Genomic DNA, 25966 nt, shown 5'->3' on the forward strand with positions numbered 1-25966 from the left:
CGAGGGTGGCGATCAGGAAGGTGGCTTACAGGCAGCCTTGAGCCGGTAAAGCGCATCGAGCGCCTCACGCGGCGAGAGGGTATCCGGGTCGAGCTCGTCGAGCAGCGCCAGCACCGGCGAAGGCGCCGGCGCAAACAGTGGCAATTGCGCAGATGCGGTGTCCGGATTCTGCATCGGCTTGTGCTCCAGCTCGTGCAGATGCGCGCGTGCTGCGCGGATTACGGCAGCAGGGACGCCAGCGAGCGCGGCGACTTGCAAGCCGTAGCTGCGATTGGCCGGGCCCGGTTTGACCCGGTGCAGGAACACCAGACGCTCGCCTTCGCTGCCGCGGTATTCGACGGCATCGAGATGGACGTTGGCGATGCCCGGCAAGGTCTGGGCGAGTGCGGTCAGCTCGAAGTAATGCGTTGCGAACAGGCAGAACGCCCGCACCGTGGTCGCCAGATATTCGGCCACTGCGCGCGCCAGCGACAGGCCATCGTAAGTCGAAGTGCCACGGCCGATCTCGTCCATCAAGACCAGGCTTTGTGCGGTCGCGTTGTGCAGGATGTTGGCGGTCTCGGTCATCTCGACCATGAAGGTCGATTGACCGGAGGCGAGATCGTCCGATGCGCCGATGCGGGTGAAGATGCGGTCGATCGGTCCGATCCGCGCGGATTCTGCCGGTACATAACAGCCTGCATGCGCAAGCAGCACGATTAGCGCGGTCTGGCGCATGTATGTCGATTTGCCGCCCATGTTGGGGCCGGTGATGATCAGCAAGCGCGTGGTGTCGTCCAGGGCGATGTCATTGGGGACGAACGGCTCGTTGATGGTCTGTTCGACGACCGGATGCCGGCCGGCGCGGATTTCCAGACAGGGCGTATCGACGAGCTGAGGGCGGCAGAAATTGAGCGTCTGACTGCGCTCGGCGAAGCAGGCCAGTACATCGAGTTCGGCGAGCGCCTGGGCCGTATCCTGCAGGGAGCGCAGCTCGACGTTGAGACGGTCGAGTAGTGCGTCGTACAACTGCTTTTCGCGCGCCAGCGCGCGGTCGCGTGCCGATAGCACGCGGTCTTCGAAGGTTTTCAGTTCCTCGGTGATGTAGCGCTCGCAGTGGGTCAGGGTCTGCCGGCGCGTGTAGTCGGCCGGGATCTTGTGGGCATGGGTTTTGCCGACCTCGATGTAATAGCCGTGTACACGGTTGTAGCCGACCTTGAGCGTGTCGATGCCGGTGCGTGCGCGTTCGCGTGTTTCCAGGTCGGTGAGGTAGCCGTCGGCGTTCTCCGAGAGGGTGCGCAGTTCATCGAGCAGAGGATCGAAACCTGTACGAAACACGCCGCCATCCTTGACCAGAAGCGGCGGCTCATCGGTGAGGGCCGAGCGCAAATACGCCGCGAGTGCGCCGTGGTCTCCGATCCGCTGGGCGAGATTGCGCAGGCGTGGCGCTTCGAGCCCACTGACGGCAGCGTGGACCGCAGGCAGTCGTTCGAGGCTCGCCCGCAATCCGACGAGGTCGCGCGGACGCGCCGTGCGCAGCGCGATGCGTGCGAGAATGCGCTCGAGGTCGGCGATGTCGTCCAGCGCTTTGCGTAGACGCGCTGCGCCGCAGTCCCCTTGTGGATCTTCGCCGAGCAGGCAAGCAATGGCATCGTAGCGGGCGTTGAGTTCGGCATGATCGCGCACGGGCCGCGTCAGCCAGCGCCCGAGCGCACGGGCACCCATCGTCGTGATGCAGCGGTCGAGCACGGACAGCAATGTGCAGTCGTGCGCACCTGACAATGAACGGTCGATTTCGAGATTGCGGCGTGTCGTGGCATCGAGGATCAGGGCATCGCTCAGCGCTTCCACGCGCAGTCCGGTGATGTGGGGCAGCGCGCTTTTCTGCGTGTCCTTGAGATATTGCAGCAGGGCCCCGGCGGCTGCGATCGCTGCAGGCAGATCCTCGCAGCCGTAGCCGCGCAAATCCCGGGTCTGGAACTGCTCGACGAGCAGCCGGTAGGCGGAGGCGGTGTCGAAATGCCACACCGGCCGCGGCCGTGTCATGAATCCGGCCGTCGGCAAGGATAGATCTTCGGGTACGAGCAGCTCGCTCGGACGCAGCCGCTGCAGCTCGCCCAGCAAATCGGTGGTCTGCGCCGTTTGCAGGACCGAGAAGCGTCCGGACGACAGTTCCAGCCAGGCGAGGCCGTAGGCATCGCGCATGCGGCAGACCGCGGCGAGCAGCGTCTGTGCGCGGGCATCGAGCAGCGCGTCGTCGGTGGCCGTGCCGGGCGTGATGATGCGGGTGACTTCCCGCCGCACCGGCCCCTTCTCGGCACCGACCTCACCGACTTGTTCGGCGATCACCACCGACTCGCCGGCCTTGATCAGCCGCGCCAGATACTGCTCCAGCGCGTGATGGGGGACGCCGGCCATGACGATCGGAGACCCTGCGGATTCGCCGCGGCTGGTCAGCGTGATGTTGAGCAGGCGCGCTGCCTTGCGCGCGTCCTCGTAGAACAGTTCGTAAAAATCACCCATGCGGAACAGCACGAGCGTGTCCGGGTACTGGGCCTTGATGCCCAGGTATTGCTGCATGAGCGGTGTATGCGCGCTATACGGACTGACGGTCATCGCTCGCAGGGCAGTTCGGTCGTGGGGGCTATACTGATGCAAAGAAAACATTATCGCCGATCGCCATCGTATCTCCCGTGAGTCCGCAGCATTTCTCCGACTGGTCCCCGACATCCTGGCAGCAGCATCCGGCTGCACAGCAGCCGCAGTACCCGGATGCCAAGGCTTTATCCGATGCCATCGAGCGATTGCGCCAGCTTCCGCCGCTGGTGACGTCCTGGGAGGTCGATGCCCTGCGCGCACACCTGGCCCGTGCCCAGCAAGGCGATGGTTTCGTCCTGCAAGGCGGTGACTGCGCCGAGTCTTTTGCCGATTGCCGGCCCGAGATCATCACCAACCGCCTCAAGGTGTTGCTACAGATGTCGTTGGTGCTGGTGCACGGGTTGCGCTCGCGTGTCGTGCGCATCGGCCGGTTTGCCGGGCAATACGCCAAGCCGCGTTCGGCCGAGACCGAGACGCGTGATGGCATCACGCTGCCGAGTTATCGCGGCGATCTGGTCAATGCGCCCGAGTTCTCGGCGTCGGCGCGGACGCCGGATCCGCAGCGTTTGCTCGAGGGACATGCCCGTTCGGCGATGACGATCAATTTTGTGCGCGGTCTCGTCGATGGCGGCTTTGCGGACCTGCATCATCCCGAGTACTGGGATCTGGACTGGGTCCAACATTCGCCGCTGGCGGCCGAATACCAGCAGATGGTCGATGCGCTCGGCGATTCGGTGCGGTTCATGGAGACGCTGGCGGGGCGGCCGATCGGAGAATTTTCGCGCGTCGAATTCTTCACCTCGCACGAGGCCTTGCTCCTGTGGTACGAGCAGGCGCAGACACGACGGGTACCGCGCAAAGAAGGCTGGTACAACCTTTCGACGCATTTTCCATGGATCGGGATGCGCACGGCCGAGCTGGGGGGTGCGCACGTCGAGTACTGTCGCGGTATCCGTAATCCGATCGGCGTCAAGGTCGGTCCGTCGATGACGGCCGAATGGCTGTGCGAATTGTGCCGGGTGCTCAATCCCGATCACGAACCGGGCCGGCTCACGCTGATCCACCGCATGGGGGCCGACAGAATCGGCACGCATCTGCCCGCGCTGATCGAGGCCGTGCGCCGGGCAGGCCACCGGGTGCTGTGGATTTGCGACCCCATGCACGGGAATACGATCAGCACGCCAAGCGGTCTGAAAACGCGGCCTTTCGAGAAGATCCTGTCGGAGGTCGAACAGGCTTTTGTCATCCATCGGGCGTGCGGTTCGCGCCTGGGCGGCGTGCATCTGGAGCTGACCGGAGAGGATGTCACCGAGTGCACCGGCGGCGCGCGCAATCTCTCGCCAGCCGACCTCGAACGTGCGTACCGATCGACCGTCGATCCGCGCCTGAATTACGAACAGGCGCTGGAGCTGGCGATGAAAATCGTCAAGCTGGCGGCGTAGCGGAGCGTGCTGGTGCAGGGCCTCGGCGTGCGGTAGCCATCACGTCGCCGCTACATGCCGGACCGCGAACAAACCGGCGACCAGCGCACGCGCGCCCTTGCGCAGCAAGGCCGCTGCATACAGCAATCCGAGGATCGACAGGCTCACCCATTCGTGCAAGGCAGGCGAATGCCGGTGTGCGGCGGGGATTTGCGCGATGAGTTCGTCGGAGACGACCGCGTTGACGATCAGGCCGATCAGGACGGCGCCGGTGGTCATGCAGGCGGCAAAACCGAGCGCAAGCCTGGGCCCATGTAGCGTATGCAGGACACCGAAGGTCGAGACGTTGGTCGCCGGTCCGGTCAGCAGGAATGCCAGTCCGGCGCCCGGTGAGACACCGCCGGCAATGAGCACTGCAACCAGCGGTGTCGCGCCGGCGGCACAGACATAGACGGGCAGGCCCAGCAGGGCAAAGAGAATGACCTCGAGTGTATCCGGCAGACCGCTCTGGAACAGCGGTCCCACGTAAGGCAGCACCGCGGCGGCAAGGACCAGGCCTGCCAGAATCCAGGCGACGGTGTCGTCCACCAGATCGACGAAACCATAGCGCAGTGCGCGACGCACACGTGCCGGGCGGGACGACGGCAGGGATGCCGGAGTGCCGCAATGTGGGCAGTTGACCGGCGCGTGGGGGAGGGCTTGCGGAGTCCCTGCACACCGGACAACCAGCCAGGCGACCGCGACAGCCAGCACGCCGGCGGCGGCGATCCGGATCAGGGTCATTTCGAGGCCCAGGAGCGGCAGCGAGACGAACAATGCGGTTAGGCCGATCTCAGGGGTTGCGATGAGAAAGGCCAGCGCCGCGGCGAGCGGCACACCGCGGCCGATCAAGGAGCGGTACAGCGGCAGTACGCCGCAGCTGCAGACCGGTAATGGCAGGCCGACGGCCATGCCGCGCAGGGCCTGCACGGCGTAGCTGCCGCGTCTGATCCAGCCCAGCCAGCGCTGGGGGAGCTCACCGCCGATGATCCCGCCGGCGGCGTAGGCGAGCAGCAGCGCCGGTGCCGATTCCAGGCTCAGATGCAGCAGGCGCTGGAAGAAGGCTGGCGGGGTGACTGGCGCATGCGCGAGTGCGATCCAGGCCAGTGTCGCGAGAGCAGCCAGATTGCCGAAGCCTTCGAGCGGCGGGATCGGAGCATGATGCCCGGCCGTTTCGTCGAGATGGGGCCGGCCGAATATGACGTGCAGGATCGATCCTGCGATCAGCGCCTGCAGCCACGCCCAGCCCTGGAGTCCGAGCCATGCCCCCAGCGACACACCGAAGACATAGCCCGCAAGCGTTGCCGCGCACATCGCCAGCAGTGCCAGTGTCGGCAGCGGTGCGCCGAACACGGGGTAGAGCAGCCACCAGACGACCAGTCCGACCGGGATGCTGTGGATGGCCACCGCAAGACCCAGTGCCGTGCCGTGGGATCCGTGCTCGCTGCCCGAGAGCGCGGTGCCATCGCCCACGCTATGCAGTACCAGACCGGCGATCGCAAGCCCCAGGGTCAGCAGGTGCGTCTCACGCCGTGCGCGCGCAAGACCCTGTTCCAGCAGGGTCGGACCGAGCAGACCGGCGGCGAGGAACCCCACGCTGGCCAGCCCGCCGGTGGCCAGAGCCTCCGGCAACACGTCGATCAAGACCAGCCCCGTGATCGATACCAGCACGAAACCATCGAGAAACGACAGCAGTGCAGGTCGCCGCTGGGCGAGCGCATACAGCAACGGCCCGGACAGCAAGGCGGCGAGGGTGGCGAGCAGCAGGGTCGTGGACATCGGCAGGACGGCGACGGTACGCCATTATTCCACAGCGGCGGTGGCGCACCGTCCGATCGGTGAGTTTTGCTGCCTCACTGGGCAGAAAACAGCGACTGCCAGGCGCTGCGTTCGATGCGCTCGATTTCTTCGATCAGTGCGCGGGCGGCGACAAGGTGGCCGAGATCGAGATAAGACATCACCAGGGCCAGCCGGCGGCGTTGCTCCGGGTCGGCGAGCAGGGTCGACAGCGCCGCGGCGCGTTCGCGTAGCGCGGCCAATTCGGTCGCATGCTGCCGCGCTGCTTCCTCAGCCGGTGTCAGTGCGAAATCGATCACCTCCGACGGTGTTTCTGTCGGTTCAGGCGCGGTGTGCGTCGCCATCATGGGTGGCGGCGCGGGGCGGTGGTGCGCTGCCTGGACCGCCCGGACGGCGCGCATCTGTCGGCGCTGCCGCAGGACGTATGCGAGGACGGCGAGCCCGAGCAGCGGTAGCAGCGGCAGCAGGCCTTTTTCGACGAAGATGCGCAACACCAGCCAGTCACCGAGTTTGCGTGAGTCGGCCGCTGCACTGGCGGCGGTGTCTCCGCTGCTCGTCGTATTCTCGTCAGGCGATGTCTGGATCACGGCGGCGGGGAGATGAATGTCCGCGACGGCGGTGCACCCTTGCTCCGGGCACTGTGGGGTGACCAGATCTGCGGCACGCCGGCGCGGTACGACCGGCAGTGCGGCATCCACCTGCGAATCGGGCTGCGCCTCGGATGGCGATGATGTCGGCTGCGGCGGAGTCGTTTTTCCATTCGCAACAATTGGGAGGCGATCCGTTGAGAGCGTCCAGATCAGGCGCGTGGTCCACCGACGGGTCAGCCGCGCATGGCTGTCGAGCGTGGCCGCAGCATGCAGCACCGGGGTATGGGGCGCGGCTGCCGGCGACTCCGGTGGGTCCGCACTGTGGCCATGGGTAGCACTGCAGGGCAATACGAGCAGCACGCCCAGCGCAGCGATTCCCCCGCGCAAAAACTGCAGATGTCCAGGACGGTTTCTCATCCGTTGGAGGCTGCGCGAGGGGTTTGCCGGCCTTCTTCGATCTCGTCGAGCAGCTGTTCGGCAGACGCGAGATCTCCGGCATCGAGATAGGCGTGTACGAGGGTGATACGGCGTTGCACAGCGGCATCTGCGACTTCACCGCGCACACGGTCGGCACGCTGGCGCAGGGCAGCAATGGGGGTTGTGTCGCGGCTATCGAGCTCTCCGCCGCGCAACGGCGGTTCTGGCTGCTGGGGCAGTGAGGATTCTCCGGCTGAGGCCGTCATCGCCGCTCTCGTGGCAGGAGCACGTGGTGCAGGCTTTGTTCCCGCAGCGCTCAACCATCGCCATAAGGCCAGTGCGACCCCGGCAGCAACGGCGAGCAGCCACCAGATGCCGCTGCCATGACGCTGGCCGTCGTCGCGGCTCGCAGCATGGGCAGCTGCCGGTTGCGTTGCAGACTCCGGCGTACTGGCCTGCCCCGAAACATCGGGTGCCGGGATGGCCACCGTTGCAGGGGCTTGCTCCAGCGCCGTCGGGGCGGGAGACGACGGAATCTCGATGGACGGCGGGGTGCCGGGAACCGGTCCGGCGCTGCCGGCGCTCAAACGTCCCAGCGACAGTTCCGAGAGGTTTGTGCTCAGGCGCAGTCGGCCATAAGGCGTGGCGATGCGTTCGACCGCCGGAGGCGCCGGGTGAGTGGCGGCAAGAGCCTCGGGTGCGTGCGTAGTCGAGATCGCGGCGGCCGGCGCTGCAGGTTCCATCACGCGCTGGGGTGGTTCCGACTGCACGGCGGAATTCCTGCGTGGGCCGACGGCAGCGTCGATCTGTGCCGCACTCAGGCGCAGCATCTCTTGCGCCGTCGGCACTTTGAGCATCCGGCCCGGCGGCAATGGCTGATGGATGTCATCGATCAGGTCCGGATTGGCCAACCGCAATGCCGCCATCACGCGGCGGATGCCGAAGCGCGGCTGCGGGCCGACCCGTTCGGCGATACTGCGCAATGTCTCGCCTGCGACCGTGGGGCCGTATTGCGTGCCATCATCCGTGGATACTGGCCCGGTGCCGGATGTGGAGGTGGGCGATTCGCCGGACGCAGCCGGTGCAGCCGGGACCGATGCTGCGATAGCAGGTTCTTGGTGTGACGCGGCCGCGGGCCCATCGGTCGTTGCAGGAGGTTCGATCAACAGAGTCAACTCGCGCAGCAGGCGTGTACCGTCGATGCGTGCCTCGACCACGAGCACGATGATCGGTTCATGGATGCGGACCGGGCTGCTCACGATCAGCCACGGCATTCCGTCTTCCATGCGCGCCTGCACCGTCGCCGATAGCAGTGCCTCGGGCGGTATCGGCAGACCCATCGGCGCATAGGCGTCACGCGGCAAGCGTAGCGCGATGTCCTCGATGCGCTCACCTTCGGCTAGCTGTAGCGGTGCCCGCACGAAGAGCGGCTGGCCCAGCCGTGAACGCACTTCCGGTTCGCCAATACCCAAGGCATGGGCCGTACCGCCCAGGCACATCAATGCGCCGCAGAGCGTGACGCGCGGGAACGATCTTGCGACGATTCTTATCATTGATGCGGTCATTGATGCGGTTTTCCTCTATAGGCCGACCTGCTCATGCGCCACCCCCGCTGGCGTCCATGCCTATTTACCGACCGCAATGCATCGGCAGCAACTAGGAAATTCCGATCAATCCCGTCATGTCCCGCGCTGCCATTCGAGATCATACAAGACGAGGTACGCCGTAGCTCTGATCAATGGCGGGTGCTATGGGCAAAGCCTGACGGTGTATTGCGTCAATGTTCATCAATCGTGCGGAGTTGGCCTGCTGTCGTGGGCGGGGCATCAGCACGCTCCTGCATCTGAGCTGAGTTCTAGGCCTCCCTGCAAATGAGGCGACAGGCCCGCCATGCGACGGCTATCCTGACATGGTTTGAGAACAAAAGACTATCGCGGGGCTGGGGTTGAGATACGTGGAAAAGGCCAATCAGAGATGCTGTTTCCGGTAAGCGTTTGGATATTGATCCAGCGTCAGTCAGTGGTTGACGCGAACTTGCCGGCAGGTTCGACATCATGCTCTGGCCTTGTACGACAGATCGAGGAGAAGAACCGTGCAGTGGATTGTTGAGGGGCTGCGTGCGGCGGCGCACCGTTATGGTCGCGCCCGTGTCAACATCGCCGTGGGATACGCGCTATTCGTTGTTGCCGCAGCGCTCGTGAGCATGCTCACGGCCTTGCTGTATACCGTGCCTGAGATCGCAGAAGTTGGGTTGGTTCAAGAGCAGCTACAACGGGTTCGCTCAATCGTTTTTGATACGACAGCCGTTTTGCTGATCGTGCTGTGCGGATTTGGGTTTATCGCGATCTGGTTCGGGGTGGTTCAGCCCATACAGGCATTTCGTGAGCGTGCCATCGCGAAGCTTTCCGACACATCCACTGCCGAGGCGCTTGCCCTGTCGGAAAAAAGCCTGCAACGGGCGCGTGAGCAGTTGCAGGTGGCCCTGCAGGACAACATTGAATTGCGGCGGGAGCTGCGTGCGTTGCGCGGCATCGAAGTGCGTGCCGATGCCCTCGTCGAGGCACTCGTTGCCGCCTACACCGATCCCATGGTGCTAGTTGGTGCGGACGGACGCATCGTCGATCTGACGAGGTCGGCGTGCGAGATTGCGGGCTGCTCGCGCGAGGCGGCCGTTGGGCAACCTTTCGCAGCGGTGTTGCGGATCTACGACGGAACCAAGGAAACACCGCGCGAGCATCCGCTCGATCACCTCGTCGCTCAGGCACTGGAGGCGCCATCGGCGCTGCCGCGCATCCAGTCCGTGGTGTTGCTCGATCAGCGCGACGTCGAGCGTCGCGCGATATTCAGCATCGCCTCCGTCATCGATCGTGACGGACATTGTGCCGGTGCGACGGTGCGGATTGCGCCGGCGCAGAGTGACGCCGGGAAACTCCCTGAGCCCATGGCGCAATCACTGGTTGTACAGTCGGTGCGCGAGGATGTGCGCAAGCAGTTCGGAGACCGCATCGAAGAATTGATTCGCCTGGCACGTATGCGCGAGGAACGGCATTGCCTGCTGTGGATCCGTCTCGACCAGGTTGCGACGATCTCGGATCAGCATGGTTATCTCGCGGCGGAGGAACTGGTCCGGCGCATGGCGCAGCTCGTGCGCGAGCGTCTCGGCGAGAAAGGTGAGTGCTACGAGATGGCCACGGACCGCATCGCGGTGCTGCTCGGTTTCCGCAGCCTCCAGGAGGGGCGTACCACTGCCGAGCATTTGCGTCAGGCCATCGCCAGCCGGCAGATTCCGTGGAAGGGAGCGCGATTGTCGGTGACGGCGAGTGTTGCGGTCGTTCCTATCGATGCAGCCAGCGAGGGGCGCGCGCAGGTGCTCGCCGTGGCCGAGGATCTGGTCCTGGCCATCGCGGCAGCTGGCGGCAATGCCGTGCGCGTCGACGAGCCCAACGAACAGCACCTGTCGCGGCGCCGGCTCGACCGCGAGTGGCTGGAATGGATCAAGCCGCGGCTTGGCGACGGACGTGCCCATTTCATCTCGCAGGAAATCGTCCCGCTGTCGCCCGGCGCGTCCAAGCCATCCCTCGAATGCTATCTGCGCGTCGAGGACGACGATGGCGTGTGGCTGACGCCCGGGGCCTTCATGCCCTCATTGGAACGACTGCGTCAGACCGGTATGGCTGATCTGTGGGTGTTGCGTGCGGTACTCGAGCAAATGGAGCGTGAGGCCGAGGCAATGGATGGGTATGACACCGTATTCCTGAATTTTTCGGCCGAGTCACTGCTCGATGCCGAATTCAACGATCGCGTGTTCCATACCCTGGCCTCATCCTCGATCCCTCCCAGCCGCATTTCGTTCGAATTCGATGAGCGTGTTGCCGCGATGTACGCAGAGGCGTTCTGCCGCTTCGCCGAGATCGTGCGACCCACCGGTGCCGGGATCGCGCTCGACCGCTGCCGCTGGACCATCAACGACGAACTGATCCGGCGTGCGGGTGTCGGCTATATCAAGTTCCATGAAAGCGTGATCAAGCGGGCGATGCACGACCGCTACGATCGTGCCCATTTGGAATGGCTGCGGACCGCCTCCGGCCTGCTCAACGTCCGCACCGTGGCCTGCGGCGTCGAGGATGAAGCGACGCTGGAGGAAATGCGGCGCATCGGCATCGATTACGCCCAGGGCGTTATCCTCAACAAAATGGGCTTGCTGATGGCCTGAAACGAGGGCCGGGGAGTCCGGTGCAGGCCGGAGATGGGCGAGTCACGCGCGGAAGAAGCAAAAACCCCTGCGGTGCAGGGGCCTTGGCGAATCGAAATGGCGCTCCTACCGGGATTCGAACCCGGGTTTAAGCCTTGAGAGGGCTCCGTCCTAGGCCTCTAGACGATAGGAGCACGGGATTTGCCCCGCCGGCGCGGCGGCGCGGGGGGCGTATTATCGGGGTGGATGCGCGTTTGGACAAGCACCCCCGCGCAGATTTGTTGCCCTTGAAAGGGGGCGACCGGACCTTCAATATGCGCGCCGCATGAATTGGCTCAAGGCTCTCGTTTCCCGTAAAAGGTCGCGTCCCATCCAAGGTTCGATTCAAGCCCGGCGGATTCCCCGATCGGATCATCCGATTTCCCGCGCGCAGTTCACGCCGGGGACCTTGCGTACGCTCTACGGTCTCAAGGATGCCGGCTACGAAGCTTACGTCGTAGGGGGGGGCGTGCGCGATTTGCTCGCCGGGCAGGTGCCCAAGGATTTCGATGTCGCGACCAATGCCCATCCGGACGAGATCCGGCGGATTTTCCGTTCCTGCCGGCTGGTCGGCCGCCGGTTCATGATCGCGCACGTGCGCTGGGGGCAGGAGGTGGTGGAGGTCACGACTTTCCGCGGCGCGATCACCGACGAACACGTGCGCGATGAGACTGGGCGCATCCTCGCCGACAACCAGTACGGCACGCTGGAGACGGATGCTTTCCGCCGCGATTTCACCGTCAACGCGTTGTATTACGACATCCGCGACTACTCGATCGTGGATTTCACCGGCGGGCTCGAAGATCTCCAGCGTCGCCTGATCCGCCTGATTGGCGATCCGGAGACGCGCTATCGCGAAGATCCGGTGCGGATGTTGCGCGCGGTGCGGATTGCCAACAAGCTCGGGTTTGCGATCGAGAGAGAGACTGCGGCACCGATTCCCAAGCTTGCCGTGCTATTGCGCGAGATTCCGCCGGCCCGGCTGTTCGATGAAGTGATCAAGCTGCTTCAGTGCCGCGAGGCGCTGCTCAATCTCGACGACCTGCATCGCTATGGTCTGCTTGCGCACCTGTTGCCGGTCACCGATGCCGCGCTCGCGCATGAGCCTTATGCTCGATTCATCCGCGCGGCACTGGCGAACACCGCCGAGCGTATCGCCAGCGACCAGAGTGTCAGCCCCGCCTTTTTGTACGCCACCTTGCTCTGGCCCGGGGTCGTGCCTGAATACCGGCGGCTGACCAGCGTCGAAGGACAGCATCCGAACGTTGCCATCGTCCAGGCCGGTGAGACCGTGCTGGCGCAGACGCAGCAGCACATCGTCATTCCCAAGCGCTTTTCCCTGCCGATGCGCGAGATCTGGCATCTGCAGCCGCGCTTTGCGGACGCGCGGATCGGGCGCGCAAAGCGGCTGCTCGCGCATCCGCGCTTTCGCGCCGCCTATGATTTCCTGCTGTTGCGTGCCGCCGCCGGCGAGGTGCCGCAGGCGCTGGCCGATTGGTGGACCCAGGCGCAGGCCGGCTCTCTGCCGCCCGGCCCTCCGCCTGTCAATACCCAGGATGCGCAAGCGTCTGCAGCCTCTGCGCCGCGCAAGCGCCGTCGCCGGCGCCGTGGCCGCGGTCGTGGAGCCGGCATGCCTGCCGAGCCACCGGCCGAATGAGGCGGGCATATATCGGATTGGGTGCGAATCTCGGCGATCCGCCTGCCCAACTGCGCGCAGCGCTGGCGGCGATCAGCCAACTCGGCCGGCTCGTGGCGGTATCGCCTTTCTACCGCAGTGCGCCGATGGGTCCGGCGGGTCAGCCCGACTACTGCAACGCCGCCTGCGCGCTCGATACGGCGCTCGATGCGGCCGCGTTGATGGCCGCGCTGCTGTCGATCGAGCGGCGCATGGGGCGGGTACGGAGCGAGAAATGGGGGCCGCGCACGATCGATCTCGATCTGCTGCACGTCGAGGGTGAGGTCCGTGCGGATGCGGATCTGACTTTGCCGCATCCTGGCATCGGTGTGCGCAACTTCGTGCTCGTGCCGCTCGCCGATATCGCCCCGGAACTTTGGATTCCCGGTATCGGCGGTGTCGCCGACGCCGCGGCGCGGATCGGTCGCCAGGGCCTTGCACCATGGCCGCCGGCGCCGTGAATGAGGTAAGCCTACGGCTTCGCCGCCCACAGGCGTTTGCTATAGTCGCCCGCCTCTTGGCCGGGACCTGGTTTTATGGATACGAGACCCGTCAACATTGCCGAGTTGCGCCGCATGCGTGCAGCCGGCGAGAAGATCGCCTGTCTGACCTGCTACGACGCGAGCTTTGCGCTGATCGAGGACCGCGCCGGCGTCGATATCGTGCTGATCGGGGATTCGCTGGGCATGGTCATCCACGGCAGCCGTACGACCACGGCGGTGACGGTCGATGACATCGTCTATCACAGCAAGTGCGTGGCGCCCCATCTGCAGCGGGCATTTCTGATGGCGGACCTGCCGTTTCTTTCCTATGCCACGCTGGAGCGTGCACTCGATGCGTCCCAGCGCGTGATGCAGGAAGGAGGCGCCAAGATGGTCAAACTCGAGGGCGGGCGCGAGCAGGCTGCCATCGTGGAGTATCTCGCCGTGCGCGGTGTGCCGGTCTGTGCGCATCTGGGCCTGCAACCGCAGTTCGTCCACAAGATGGGCACTTTCAAAGTGCAGGGCCGTGACGATGCGGCGGCCGAGACGATGCTCCACGACGCCCGTGTGCTCGCCGATGCCGGCGCCGACCTGCTCTTGCTCGAATGCATTCCGGCTGCCTTGGGTCAGCGCATTGCCGCCGCCTCCCCGGTCCCGGTGATCGGCATCGGTGCCGGCCGCGAGGTCGATGGCCAGATCCTCGTGCTGCACGACATCCTGCACATCTCGCCGATGGTCACGCTCGGGCGCACGCCGCGTTTCGTCAAAAACTACATGGCGGGTGCAGCGGACATCGAGTCGGCGATCCGCGCCTATGTGCAGGAGGTTAAATCCGGCGCCTATCCAGCACCGGAACACTGCTTCGATGTCACGCCGCCGAGCGTCGCCGCGCGACAGCCGGCACAGCCTGATCCGCAACGCCAATGAAGACGGTCGCCACGGTTTCGGAACTGCGTACACAGCTACGTCGCTGGCGGGCGGCTGGTGATCGCATCGCGTTCGTGCCGACGATGGGCAATCTGCACCGCGGCCATTTGCGCTTGATGGAGGTGGCACGCGGGTATGCCGAGCGCATCGTCGCCAGTATCTTCGTCAACCCGCTGCAGTTCGGCCCGAGCGAGGATTTCGACCGCTATCCGCGAACGCTGGCGCAGGATCAGGCTGCTCTCATCGCCACAGGCGTCGATCTGCTGTTCGCGCCATCGGTTGCCGAGATGTATCCGCGTGGCCGTGCGGGGTTGACGACGATCCGTGTACCAGGTCCATCCGATGGGCTCGAGGGCGAGTTCCGGCCCGGGCACTTCGAGGGCGTGGCCACGGTCGTCAACATCCTGTTCAATCTGGTCCAGCCCGATGTCGCCTTGTTCGGCGAGAAGGACTACCAGCAACTGGCGGTGATCCGGCAGATGGTGGCCGACCTGCACATGCCCGTGCAGATCGTCGGCGTGCCGACCGAGCGTGATGTGGACGGCCTGGCCCTGTCGTCGCGCAACCAATACCTCAGCCCGGCCGAACGCGCGCAGGCACCGGCGCTCTATCGTGCCCTGCAGGCTGCGGCGATGGCCTTGCGCAGCGGCCGCCGGGATTTCGAAACGATCTCAAGTGAGCAGTGCAAAATCCTTGAATCACAAGGCTTCAAGCCGCAATACCTCGCCATTCGTCGCCCCGACCTCGGACGGCCGGCGCCCGATGATCCCCAGTTCGTGGTTCTGGTCGCGGCCTATCTCGGGAACACACGGCTGATCGACAACATCCAAGTGAATGTGACGGAAATTTGATGCACTGCGAGATTGCGGCTAGACTGCCGCACCGCCGTGATCGACGTCACGGCACCGGGCGTATGTCTTAGTGGGCCGCCCGCCATATCCAAGACCTTGGGATCGCCGTGTGTATGTCTTAGTGGGCCGCCGGCGGTCCGGATCCTAGAGAGGCATACGCCATGCAACTGCACATGCTCAAATGCAAGCTGCACCGCGCCTGCGTGACCCACGCCGAGCTCGACTACGACGGTTCCTGTGCCATCGACTCCAAGCTGCTCGAACTGGCCGGCATCCTCGAGTTCGAACAGATCGACATCTATAACGTCACCAACGGTGAGCGGTTCACTACCTACGCGATCAAGGCCGAGCCGGGCTCCGGCATCATCTCGGTCAATGGCGCTGCCGCGCACAAGGCCCGTGTCGGAGACCGCGTGATCATCTGCGCCTACGGCGTCATGGATGCAGCAGCGGCGCGTACACACAAGCCGCGCCTGGTCTATCTCGACGAAAAGAACCGCGTGGTGCGTACGGCCAACACGATTCCCGTCCAGCTCGCGGCGTCGTCGTAACCGGGATTGTGGGGTTCTGTGGCCTTACCGGGCCACGGAGTTCTTGAGCAGGGGGCAGGTGGCTGCCCCCTGTGCATTTGAGCTGCAGAGTCCATGCCGAGCGTCCGTGCCTGGTTTCCCACGCTGATTTATGCCGAGCCGTTGCAGGCGCGCGGCCGGCGCACACTCAATGCCGAACTGCTCGAGGAATGCTATCGCATCCGTGCGCACGATGCGGCTGGGCGGCGTTGGTCGGCGAGGAACTATCCGTTTGGCTACACCAGCTATGGCTCGCTCGACCGGCTGCACCGGTTTTCATCGACGTTCGATGCCCTGCGCGCCCGCATCGATGCGCACGTCGCACGCTTTGCGCGCGCGCTCGACTGGGATCTGCGTGGCGGATCGCTGGAGATGACCGATTGCTGGATCAACATCATGGCGCGTGGCTGCGCCCACAGTTTCCACGTGCACCCGCAGTCGGTGATCAGCGGCACGTACTACGTCCAGACTCCCAAGGGCTGCGCTGGTCTGAGGTTCGAAGATCCCCGGCTCACCCGTCTGATGGCCGCGCCCCCACGTCGCGCCCGCGCCCGGCCCGAGCAGCGGACGCATATCGTCTACCCGGCCCGCGCCGGACAGGTGATTCTGTTCGAAAGCTGGCTGCGCCACGAGGTGCCGGCGAGCCTGATCGACGCCGACCGGGTCAGCATCAGCTTCAATTACCACTGGCGTTGACGGTTTCTGCACTCTCTTGTTCCTGCAACCTCTTGAAATTCAACGCTGCGTTCCCATATGGACGGCAGCAAAAACTGATGTTCAGGAGGTGTTCGATGAGTGCGAACCTGAGCAAATGGGCTCCCTGGAACTGGTTGCGCAGGGAGCAGGAGGCGCGGCCGCTTCCGGTCCGGCGCGGCGGCAAGGAGGTGACGCCGCTGTGGCGGGTGCACGATGAAATCGATCGCGTGTTCGACGATTTCTTCCGCGGTTTCGGTCTGCCGAGCCTGTGGTCGATGGAGGATTGGCCGCGTCTGGAATCACCGGCAATCCTGCGTCCTCAGATCGATATCTCGGAATCGAAGAGCGGCTATGAGATCACCGTCGAGGTTCCGGGTGTCGAGCAGAACGATCTCGAGCTGTCGGTGCACGACGGGGTACTGACGATCCGCGGTGAGAAGCGCCAGGACAAGCGTGAGGAGTCCGACCGCTACCACCGCATCGAGCGCAGCTACGGTGCCTTCCAGCGCGAGCTGAATCTGCCGTCGGATGCCGATGCCGACCGCATCGAGGCCTCGTTCCGCAACGGTGTCGTGCGCATCAAGGTGCCGCGTCGCGCCGATGCGCAGAGCAGCGGCAGGCGCATTCCGATCACCAGCGCGTGATCCCTGATGCCAGGCCCGGCGGCCCTGCAGATCCTCCGGCACAACGTGAGGCGTTTGAGGCCAGGCGGGCCGGCGATGCCCCGAGCCGTGCGTGGCTCAGCGCACGGCTCTTTTCGTTGATGGTGGATGTGGATAGCCTGTCGGCCGGTTCGATCCGAGGCTATCCGATGTCACCGACCAGCACGCCCGCCTGGCAGGATCTGCGCCGGCATGCCGCCCGCCTCGCCGAGGTGCATCTGTCCGCGCTATTCGCGCGGGACCCGGCGCGCGCGCAGCGGTTTGCTGCCGAAGCCTGCGGCCTGTATCTCGATTACTCCAAGCAGCGTATCGATGCCGGTGCGCTCGGGACATTGCTGCATCTCGCCGAGCAGCAGGATCTGGCCGGTTGGCGGCGGCGCCTGTTTGCCGGCGAGCCGGTCAATCACACCGAGCAGCGTGCCGCCTTGCACATGGCGCTACGCGCGCCCCGGGGTGTGTCGTTTGTCGCCAATGGCTGTGAGGTGTCGGCTGCCGTTCATGCGGTACGCGATCGGATGTATGCCTTTGCCGCAGCCGTGCGCAGCGGCGAGCGCCGTGGCGCGCGCGGTGCGCGTTTCGAGGCCGTCGTCAACATCGGTATCGGCGGTTCGGATTTCGGTCCGCGCATGGTGTGCGCGGCACTGGCGCCGCAGATCGACGGGCCACGCCCCTGGTTCGTCGCCAATGTCGATGGCGCCGAGTTGCACGATACCCTGGCGCGCCTGCGGCCGGAAACGACGCTGTTCATCGTCACCAGCAAGACGTTCTCGACACAGGAGACACTGGCCAACGCCCAGCGTGCGCGCGAATGGCTGGTCGCCGCACTGGGAGAAGCGGCGGTGTCCAAGCATTTCGTCGCCGTATCGACGCATGCAGCCAGGGTTGCAGCCTTTGGCATCGATCCGGCCCACATGTTCGAATTCTGGGATTGGGTTGGTGGACGCTACTCGGTGTGGAGCGCAGTCGGGCTGAGCATCGTGCTCGCCTTGGGTCCGGAGCGCTTCGACGCCTTGCTCGCCGGTGCACATGCACTCGACCGGCATTTTGTCGAGGCACCAGCCGAGCGCAATCTGCCGGTGTTGATGGGTCTGCTCGGCATCTGGAACACCCACTTCCTCGGCTGCGCAAGCCAGGTCGTCGTGCCGTATGCACAGCGGTTGGAGCTGTTCTGCGGCTGGTTGCAGCAGCTTGAACTCGAATCCAACGGCAAGGGTGTGAACCGGGCCGGACTGCCGGTCGATCATGCAACGACGCCGGTGTTGTGGGGCAGTGTCGGTACCAACGCCCAGCATGCCTATTTCCAGATGCTGCATCAGGGGCCGGCCGTGCATGCGGTCGATTTCATCCTGCCCGTCGAGGCCGGGCATCCCTATCCGGAAATGCAGCGCATGCTGGTTGCCAACTGTCTCGCCCAGTCAGCGGCGCTGATGCGCGGCAAGACGGCGACCGAGGTGCGTGCCGAGCTCGCAGCCCAGGGGCTTGCCGGCGAGGCGCTCGACGCCGCGGTGCCGCATCGTGTATTTCCGGGCAACCGGCCGAGCAACACCTTGCTGTTGCCGCGCCTCGATGCCTATCACCTGGGTGCGTTGCTCGCGCTCTACGAACATCGCACATTCGTGCAGAGTGTGATCTGGGACATCAATCCCTTCGATCAGTGGGGCGTCGAACTGGGCAAGCAGCTCGCGCAGCAGATTCTCGATCCGGCGCGTATCGAGATGATGGATGCTTCGACGAAGACCCTGTACCAGCGCATCGGGGCGATGAATCACTGACCGTGCGCGGCCGACTCGCCGTGACGGGCAAGTGCCCAGTGAACGTGTTCACGCACGACTGCATCGGGATGCGTAGCGCGGGCTCGGAGCGCGGCGACCACCTCTGCCGACGTCGGCGCATTGCCCAGCGCCACCGCGAGATTGCGTAGCCAGCGCGTATAACCGGTGCGTCGCAAAGCCATGCCCTCGGTGCGCGCCAGCCACTCGGCCTCACTCCAGGCGAACAAGTCGACCAGGCGGGCGGCATCGAGTCCGTGACGCGGCGCGAAGTCCGGTATGGCGGACAGTTGCGCGTGCCGGTTCCAGGGGCACACGAGCTGGCAGTCGTCACAGCCGAAGATGCGATTGCCGATCAAGGGCCTGAGTTCGAGCGGAATCGGTCCGTGATGCTCGATCGTGAGGTATGAGATGCAGCGGCGGGCGTCGAGCTGATAAGGCGCGACGATGGCCTGCGTCGGGCAGATGCGCATGCAGGCGCTGCAGCGGCCGCAGGCGTTCTCGACCGCCGGCGTCCGCGGCGGGGGCAGCGGCAAATCGGTGTAAATCTCGCCGAGAAAAAACCACGAGCCGGCTTCGCGATGCAACAGCAAGGTATGTTTGCCGATCCAGCCCAGGCGTGCGTCGCGGGCCAGCGCTTTTTCCAGCGCGGGTGCGCTGTCGCAGAGCACCCGGTAACCATGCGGCGCGATGGCCTGTTCGATCCGTTGCGCCAGCTTGCGCAAGCGTGCGCGCACGACCCGGTGATAGTCGCGCCCGAGTGCGTAGCGTGAGATATAGGCACGCGTGCCATCGGCCAGCACCTGCGCCGGATCGGCCGCTTGGGCGCTGCGGTAGGGCAGGCGCGCGCTGATGACACTGACCGTACCCGGCTGCAGGCGCTCGGGCTCGACGCGCAATGCCGGGTCGCGCGCCATGTAAGCCATGCCGCCATGACGGCCCTGGGCGAGCCAGGCACGCAGATGGGCGTGGTCCTGATCGAGTTCACGCGTCGAGACGCCGGCATCGGAGAAACCGAGCTCGCGCGCCCATTGCACGATACGTGCAGGCAACTCGTGATCCAGAGCCGGATTCATCGGGGTCGCCGCAGACACGGCGCTCTATACTGTTGTGACGATGCAGGATATCCGGACCCGATTGTACGTCGCCGAACAGGTGCGCGCCCTCGATCATCGCGTGATCGCCTCTGGTATCGATGGCTACGCACTGATGCAACGCGCGGCCGCCGCCTGCTGGCGTGCACTGGTTGCGCATCATGGCGTGCCGCGCCGGATCGTCATCGTCTGCGGGCCCGGCAACAACGGCGGCGATGGCTATGAGATCGCCCAACTGGCGCAGCGTGCGCAGGCAACGGTCTGGGTGTATGCCGTCGGCGGAGTGCCGCAGCGTGGCGAGGCGGCGCGTGCCTATGCAGCCTGGAGTGCTGCAGGCCACGTCGTGGCGCCCTGCCCAGCGGTGCTGCCGGAGTGCGACTGGGTCATCGATGCGCTCCTCGGGACCGGGTTGTCGCGCGCGCCGGAGGGCGCAATCGCCGCTGCCATCGCCGCGATCAACGCGGCGCGGATGCGCGGGGCGCGGGTGCTCGCCGTGGACGTGCCTTCAGGGCTCGATGCCAGCCGTGGGCATGCGCCCGGAGCCTGCGTGCAGGCCGATGTCACCGTGAGCTTCATCGGCAACAAGTTCGGCCTGTGGACCGGGCAAGGGCCCGATTGCGCCGGACAGCGGCTGTTCGACGATCTGGGAATCGACCCCCGGTTTTCCAGCGAGCTGGTACCAGTTGCCGAGTTGCAGGATGAAGCCGAACTGGTCCGGCTTGGGCGCCGTGCCCGCGGCGCGCACAAGGGCGACTTTGGCCACGTGCTGATCATCGGAGGCAATCGCGGCATGGCAGGTGCCGCACTGCTCGCCGGGCGTGCGGCGCTGCGCAGCGGTGCCGGGCTGGTCAGCCTGGCGACCCGCCCCGAGCATGCCGCGGCACTGACGGCGGCGCAGCCGGAGCTGATGGTTCACGGGGTGGATACCGGCAATGCGCTTGATGCCCTGCTTTCGCGTGCAGACGTCGTGGTCTTGGGGCCGGGGCTCGGTCAGGACGAGTGGGCGCGGGCGCTGTTTGCGCGCGTACTCGCGAGCGACGCCGCCTTGCTGCTCGATGCCGATGCGCTGAACCTGCTCGCCCGCACGCCGCGGCACCGCGAGCACTGGATCCTGACGCCGCATCCAGGTGAGGCGGCGCGGCTGCTGCAGTGCTCGAGCGCGCAAATCCAAGCCGACCGGCTCGGCGCGCTCGCCGAGCTGCAGCATCGCTACGGCGGCACCATCGTGCTCAAAGGGGCGGGTAGCCTCGTCAGCGGCCCGCCGGTCAGTGTCTGTCCGTACGGCAATCCGGGCATGGCGGTCGGCGGGATGGGCGATGCGCTCACCGGTATCGTCGCCGCACTGTGGGCTCAGGGCCTCGAGGCACCGGTGGCCGCGCGGCTGGGCGTGCTTGCGCATGCTTGTGCCGGCGATCACGCCGCCGTCGCGGGCGAGCGTGGTCTGTTGCCGCAGGATTTGATCGGGTGTCTGCGCACTGTGCTCAATCCATCATGAATGACCTTATCCGTTTGCTCGACGCAGCCCATACCGAGGCGGTGGGCCGTGCGCTGGCCCACATTCTCGAGGACCGGCCGGGCGCCGTGATCTATCTGGAAGGAGAACTGGGAGCCGGCAAGACCACTTTGGCGCGCGGGTTTTTGCGCGCGCTGGGGGTGACCGAGCCCGTCCGCAGCCCCACTTATACCCTGCTGGAACCCTATGCCATCGGCATGCGCAGCGTGTTGCACATGGATCTGTACCGGTTGCGCGATCCGGCCGAGTTGTGGGAGCTGAGCCTCGACAGCTATCCGCCCGAGCGCACGGTGTGGCTGGTCGAATGGCCGCAGCGCGCAGGGGATTCGCTTCCGACTCCCACGCTGCGGTTACAGCTCGCGCACGACGGCGCGCATCGGGTTTTGCGTATCGGCGGAGAGAGCGCGCTGGTCTGCGCGCTATACCGAACTTTGCAGGATCTAAATTAAAAAGATGCGATATCTTGATGTTTGTACGGGAAATGCATCTTGCTTTTGCAGGTGATACCGGTTAATTTCCGTCCAAACCGTTCGGGATTTGGGCATGCGTTGGGCTTGGGCCGTCGCACTCATGCTGATGGCGCCGTGGGTCACGGCGGCGGAGCTGCGCGAGCTGCGGCTCTGGGAAGGCCCCGAGGCGACCCGTGTCGTGTTCGATCTCGACGGAGATGTCAAGCATGCGCTGTTCACCCTGTCCGATCCCGACCGCGTGGTCGTGGACATCGAGGGCCTGGATCAGCGTGCGCTCGCCAGACTCAATGCCGTCACCGGCAAGGGTGTGGTGGCGCGTGTGCGCAGCGCCCAGCGTGGGGATGCCATGCGCGTCGTCTTCGACGTCAATCAGCCGGTATTCGCAACCGGTTTCGTCCTGCCGCCGAGCGCCGATTATGGTCACCGCCTGGTCATCGATCTGGCGTCGCCACAGCCAACGCAGCCGCCGGCTGCCGGATCGGCCGAGCAGGCGAGGGGCGCCCCGCCGCGCGATGAAACCATCGTCGTGGCCATCGATGCCGGGCATGGCGGGGAAGACCCGGGCGCGCGTGGCCCCAGCGGCTTGCTGGAAAAGGATGCCGCACTGCGCATTGCGCGCAAGCTTGCCAAACTGATCAACGATACGCCGAACATGCGCGCCGTGTTGACGCGCGACGGCGATTACTACGTGGGCTTGCGGGAACGCGTCAACATCGCCCGCAAGCACCAGGCGGATCTGTTCGTGTCCATCCACTGCAATGCCTTCACCCGCCGCGACATGCGCGGTAGCGCCGTCTATGTGCTCTCCGAGCGCGGCGCCACCAGCGAGCATGCGCGCTGGCTGGCGCAGAAAGAGAACGCCGCCGATCTGGTCGGTGGCGTCCATCTGCAGGACAAGGACCACGAGCTCGCCGCTGTGCTGATCGACCTGTCGCAGGGTGCGACGATGGAAGCGAGCTTCGACGTCGGCAGCCGCATCCTGCAGTCGATGGCCAAGATCAATCGCTTGCAGAAGCCCGATGTCCAGCAGGCCGGTTTTGCCGTGCTCAAGGCGCCGGACATTCCTTCGGTACTCGTCGAAACGGCATTCATCACCAACGCAGAAGAGGAGAGGTTGCTCGCCTCCGGTGCTTTCCAGGCGAGTCTGGCCGAGCAGATCTTCCAGGGCATCAAGGGGTATTTCCACAGCTACCGGCCGCGGCAGCAGACGGTCGAGGCAGAGGCCGAACCCCAGTACGTCAGCCGCAACGCTCTCACCAGCGAGCGACTGCAAGCCGCGGAGTACCCCAAGGGCATTTCTCGCTAGCGCGCTTCATCGCGCGCTGGTGCGGTCTTGCGCAAAGCGTCTTTGGGTGAACCACCTTCGCCAGGTGCCGGACCGAGGGTTTCGGCAACGCCGTAAACTGTCCGGATGATCCGCATTCTGCCCGATCAACTGATCAACCAGATCGCCGCCGGCGAGGTGGTCGAACGCCCCGCCGCCGTTGTCAAGGAGCTGATCGAGAACAGTCTCGATGCCGGGGCGCGGCGTATCGACATCGAGCTGGAACAAGGAGGTATCGGCCTCATTCGCGTGCGCGATGACGGCGCAGGAATTCCCAAGAATGAGTTGCCGCTGGCATTTCAGCGGCATGCCACCAGCAAGATCGCAAGTCTGGGTGACCTGGAACGCATCGCCAGCCTCGGGTTTCGCGGCGAAGCGTTGCCGAGCATCCTGTCGGTTTCGCGCATGCGGCTGACCTCGCGGACCGCACAGGACGCGCACGCCTGGATGCTCGGTGGCGAAGGCAAGCTCGACAGCGCTGCGCCGGTTCCGGCGGCGCATCCGCCCGGGACTGGCGTGGAAGTGCGCGATCTATTCTTCAACACACCGGCACGGCGCAAGTTCCTCAAGACCGAAAGTACCGAATTCCGGTATGCGCAGCAGGCAGTGGAGCGGATCGCGCTATCGCATTTCGAGGTTGCTTTTTCACTGAAACACAACCAGCGCCGGGTGTTGGATCTGGCCGCGGCCGACCGCGAGGCGACGCGCCAGGCGCGCATCGAGGCCATCTGTGGTGGCGAGTTCGTCGCTCAGTCGCAGCAGCTCGACGCATCCCGCTTGGGGATGCGGCTGTATGGTTGGATCGGCTTGCCGAGTTTCGCGCGCTCGCAGCCGGACCTGCAGTTTTTCTACGTCAACGGTCGTTTCGTGCGCGACCGTTTGGCGGCGTTCGCGCTGCGCCGCGCTTTTGCCGATGTCATGCACTCGACACATCATCCGGCGTATGTGCTGTACCTGGAAATCGACCCGACGCTGGTCGATGTCAACGTACATCCGCAGAAAACCGAAGTGCGGTTCCGCGAGGCCGCGCGCGTGCATGATCTGCTGTTTGGCGCGGTGCATCAGGCGCTGCGCGGGCTGCGTCCCGATCCGGTGCGGCACCACCGCGTCGTGCTGGACGCAGCCGTGCCCGCTCCGCCGCAGCCGGCATTGCCGTATGCGCTGGATGTTCGGGTCAAGCCCGAGATCCCGCATCTGGCCGAACCCTCTGCGGCTTACGTCGAACCGGTTGTGTCCCCGACCCCCGCCGGGATGGCGGACGAGCCACCGCTCGGCCATGCGCTGGCCCAGCTGCACGGCGTTTACATCCTTGCGCAGAACCGGCACGGGCTGGTGCTCGTCGATGCCCATGCCGCGCACGAGCGTGTGCTCTACGAGCGGATGAAGCGCCAGCTGGACGGCGGCGGGATCCCGGCGCAGGCCTTGCTGATCCCGCAGACGCTGACCCTGCATGAGGACGAGGCCGATGCCCTGGAGGCACGCCGCGCGGCGCTGTACCGCTGCGGCATCGAGATCGACCGCACCGGGCCTACGACCGTGTGCGTACGTGCGGTACCGCCGTTGCTGGGTGGCGATGATGTCGCCGGCCTGATACGCGGGCTCGTGCGTGACGACGAGCGTCACCAGGTCGCGCAGCATTTCAATGAAGTCATCGAGGCCCAGTACCGCGTGCTCGCCGATGTTGCCTGCAAGGCGGCGATCAAGGCCAACCGCCGCCTCACCCTCGCCGAAATGGATGCCTTGCTGCGCGACATGGAAGCCACCGCGCTTTCCGGTCAGTGCAATCATGGCCGCCCGACCTGGGTGCAGGTCGGTCTGCGCGAGCTCGATCGCCTCTTTCTGCGCGGTCGCTGATGTCCGGGGCCAGCCCACCGCCGGTGATCGTGCTGATGGGGCCCACGGCATCGGGCAAGACCGGGCTTGCGCTGGCGCTCGCCGACCACATGCCGGTCGAGATCATCAGCGTCGACTCGGCGCAGGTTTATCGCGACATGGACATCGGTACCGCCAAACCGTCCGTCGAGATGCGCGCACGCGTACCGCATCACCTGATCGATATCCTCGATCCGGCGGAATCCTATTCCGCGGCGCGGTTCGCCGAGGATGCCCGGCGACTGATCGCCGAGATCCGGCACCGCGGACGCACGCCACTGCTCGTCGGGGGCACGATGCTGTATTTCCGGGCATTGATCGACGGGCTCAGCGAATTACCGTCTGCAGATCCCGCATTGCGCGCGCGGATCGAAGCACAGGCCCGGGCAGAAGGCTGGCCGGCGCTGCATGCACGGCTGTCTGCCCTCGATCCGCAAACCGCGCGACGATTACACCCGAACGACCAGCAGCGCATCCAACGGGCGCTGGAAATCGTCGAGTTGACGGGTCGGCCGATGAGTGCGCTCAAGACGCGGCCGTGTGCCGCGGGCATCGAAGGGCGCGTGTGCCGTTTCGTTCTAATGCCACACGACCGCGCCTGGCTGCACGCACGGATCCGTCGTCGGCTGGAGGAGATGCTGGCGCAGGGTTTTCTTGACGAAGTGCGACGCTTACGCGCCCGTGGCGATCTGACGCCGGATCTGCCCTCGATGCGCGCGGTGGGCTATCGTCAACTATGGGCATACCTCGACGGTGAATGTTCACTCGACGAGGCGATCCAGCGGGCGCTCGCGGCGACCCGTCAGTACGCCAAACGCCAGCTCACCTGGCTGCGCAGCGAGCGCGACGCGCAGGTGCTCGACCCACAGGCGCCCCAGGCGCTGGAGGCGCTGCTGCGGTCTGTGGTATCGGCTTGAGGTGCGCATGCTACACTGCACCTACCCAGATGACGGGCGGGTCGCGGTCTGGCCGCGGCCGGATACTACAGAA

At 65.4% G+C, this 25966-nt stretch carries 20 protein-coding genes and 1 tRNA gene; 15 read left to right on the top strand and 6 right to left on the bottom strand.

Translation table 11 applies throughout. The features are described 5' to 3' along the window. Window positions 1-12 precede the first annotated feature (12 nt). Window positions 13-2559, bottom strand: a complete 2547-nt coding sequence (mutS, locus tag BMZ48_RS01815) for a DNA mismatch repair protein MutS (protein ID WP_234981471.1) — start codon at window positions 2557-2559, stop codon at window positions 13-15. A gap of 113 nt (window positions 2560-2672) precedes the next feature. Here mutS and BMZ48_RS01820 point away from each other — a divergent pair, with 113 nt between their 5' ends. Further along, window positions 2673-4019, top strand: a complete 1347-nt coding sequence (locus tag BMZ48_RS01820) for a class II 3-deoxy-7-phosphoheptulonate synthase (protein WP_234981472.1) — start codon at window positions 2673-2675, stop codon at window positions 4017-4019. Window positions 4020-4058: 39 nt separating this feature from the next. On the opposite strand, the gene BMZ48_RS01825 is transcribed toward BMZ48_RS01820, so the two are convergent. From BMZ48_RS01825 to BMZ48_RS01835, 3 genes are all read right to left on the bottom strand, one after another. Then, window positions 4059-5816, bottom strand: coding sequence for a permease (locus BMZ48_RS01825; RefSeq protein WP_091530887.1), 1758 nt, complete (start codon window positions 5814-5816; stop codon window positions 4059-4061). 74 nt (window positions 5817-5890) lie between these two features. Continuing rightward, complete coding sequence (locus tag BMZ48_RS01830) at window positions 5891-6841, bottom strand: hypothetical protein (RefSeq protein WP_143383597.1); 951 nt, start codon at window positions 6839-6841, stop codon at window positions 5891-5893. Continuing rightward, the gene (locus BMZ48_RS01835) at window positions 6838-8394 is read right to left on the bottom strand and encodes a type IV pilus assembly protein FimV (protein WP_143383598.1); all 1557 of its coding nucleotides are present in this window, start codon (window positions 8392-8394) and stop codon (window positions 6838-6840) included. Before BMZ48_RS01835 ends, BMZ48_RS01830 begins: the two co-directional genes overlap by 4 nt. Before the next feature lie 539 nt (window positions 8395-8933). On the opposite strand from BMZ48_RS01835, the gene BMZ48_RS01840 reads away from it, so the two are divergent. Beyond that, window positions 8934-11054, top strand: coding sequence for an EAL domain-containing protein (locus tag BMZ48_RS01840; RefSeq protein ID WP_091530899.1), 2121 nt, complete (start codon window positions 8934-8936; stop codon window positions 11052-11054). 97 nt (window positions 11055-11151) lie between these two features. Here the strand turns inward: BMZ48_RS01840 and BMZ48_RS01845 are convergent. After that, window positions 11152-11227: transfer RNA gene (locus BMZ48_RS01845), tRNA-Glu, on the bottom strand. A gap of 131 nt (window positions 11228-11358) precedes the next feature. On the opposite strand from BMZ48_RS01845, the gene pcnB reads away from it, so the two are divergent. The 8 genes from pcnB (at window position 11359) to pgi (ending at window position 18706) form a co-directional block, all read left to right on the top strand. Next, window positions 11359-12729: a polynucleotide adenylyltransferase PcnB gene (pcnB, locus tag BMZ48_RS01850; protein ID WP_091530902.1), complete on the top strand. Its 1371-nt coding sequence runs from the start codon at window positions 11359-11361 to the stop codon at window positions 12727-12729. After that, on the top strand, window positions 12726-13208 hold the full coding sequence (folK, locus tag BMZ48_RS01855; protein WP_091530904.1) for a 2-amino-4-hydroxy-6-hydroxymethyldihydropteridine diphosphokinase: 483 nt from the start codon (window positions 12726-12728) through the stop codon (window positions 13206-13208). Before pcnB ends, folK begins: the two co-directional genes overlap by 4 nt. 75 nt (window positions 13209-13283) lie before the next feature. After that, a complete protein-coding gene (gene panB / locus BMZ48_RS01860) occupies window positions 13284-14156 on the top strand; it encodes a 3-methyl-2-oxobutanoate hydroxymethyltransferase (RefSeq protein ID WP_091530908.1) in 873 nt (290 codons plus the stop codon). Next, window positions 14153-15007 (top strand): pantoate--beta-alanine ligase, encoded by an 855-nt coding sequence (panC, locus tag BMZ48_RS01865; RefSeq protein ID WP_091530912.1) that lies wholly within the window; start codon window positions 14153-14155, stop codon window positions 15005-15007. Before panB ends, panC begins: the two co-directional genes overlap by 4 nt. Before the next feature lie 161 nt (window positions 15008-15168). After that, window positions 15169-15558 (top strand): aspartate 1-decarboxylase, encoded by a 390-nt coding sequence (gene panD / locus BMZ48_RS01870; RefSeq protein WP_091530915.1) that lies wholly within the window; start codon window positions 15169-15171, stop codon window positions 15556-15558. Window positions 15559-15651: 93 nt separating this feature from the next. Then, a complete protein-coding gene (locus BMZ48_RS01875; protein ID WP_091530919.1) occupies window positions 15652-16272 on the top strand; it encodes a TIGR02466 family protein in 621 nt (206 codons plus the stop codon). A gap of 95 nt (window positions 16273-16367) precedes the next feature. After that, window positions 16368-16916 (top strand): Hsp20/alpha crystallin family protein, encoded by a 549-nt coding sequence (locus BMZ48_RS01880; RefSeq protein WP_091530922.1) that lies wholly within the window; start codon window positions 16368-16370, stop codon window positions 16914-16916. A 167-nt stretch (window positions 16917-17083) separates the two neighbouring features. Further along, complete coding sequence (pgi, locus tag BMZ48_RS01885; protein ID WP_091531857.1) at window positions 17084-18706, top strand: glucose-6-phosphate isomerase; 1623 nt, start codon at window positions 17084-17086, stop codon at window positions 18704-18706. Here pgi and queG read toward each other — a convergent pair. Next, a complete protein-coding gene (gene queG / locus BMZ48_RS01890) occupies window positions 18700-19779 on the bottom strand; it encodes a tRNA epoxyqueuosine(34) reductase QueG (protein WP_091531860.1) in 1080 nt (359 codons plus the stop codon). The genes pgi and queG overlap by 7 nt on opposite strands. Before the next feature lie 40 nt (window positions 19780-19819). Between queG and BMZ48_RS01895 the strand changes: the two genes are divergently transcribed. From BMZ48_RS01895 to miaA, 5 genes are all read left to right on the top strand, one after another. Beyond that, window positions 19820-21292, top strand: coding sequence for an NAD(P)H-hydrate dehydratase (locus BMZ48_RS01895; RefSeq protein WP_091531863.1), 1473 nt, complete (start codon window positions 19820-19822; stop codon window positions 21290-21292). Then, window positions 21289-21759, top strand: a complete 471-nt coding sequence (gene tsaE, locus BMZ48_RS01900) for a tRNA (adenosine(37)-N6)-threonylcarbamoyltransferase complex ATPase subunit type 1 TsaE (RefSeq protein WP_091530926.1) — start codon at window positions 21289-21291, stop codon at window positions 21757-21759. The genes BMZ48_RS01895 and tsaE overlap by 4 nt, the downstream gene beginning before the upstream one ends. Window positions 21760-21853: 94 nt before the next feature. Beyond that, window positions 21854-23086, top strand: a complete 1233-nt coding sequence (locus tag BMZ48_RS01905) for an N-acetylmuramoyl-L-alanine amidase (protein ID WP_091530930.1) — start codon at window positions 21854-21856, stop codon at window positions 23084-23086. 105 nt (window positions 23087-23191) lie between these two features. Further along, window positions 23192-24958, top strand: coding sequence for a DNA mismatch repair endonuclease MutL (mutL, locus tag BMZ48_RS01910; RefSeq protein ID WP_091530934.1), 1767 nt, complete (start codon window positions 23192-23194; stop codon window positions 24956-24958). After that, window positions 24958-25893 (top strand): tRNA (adenosine(37)-N6)-dimethylallyltransferase MiaA, encoded by a 936-nt coding sequence (miaA, locus tag BMZ48_RS01915; RefSeq protein ID WP_091530939.1) that lies wholly within the window; start codon window positions 24958-24960, stop codon window positions 25891-25893. The genes mutL and miaA overlap by 1 nt, the downstream gene beginning before the upstream one ends. Window positions 25894-25966 lie beyond the last annotated feature (73 nt).

The organism is Fontimonas thermophila (assembly GCF_900113085.1).
GTDB lineage: Bacteria > Pseudomonadota > Gammaproteobacteria > Nevskiales > Nevskiaceae > Solimonas > Solimonas thermophila.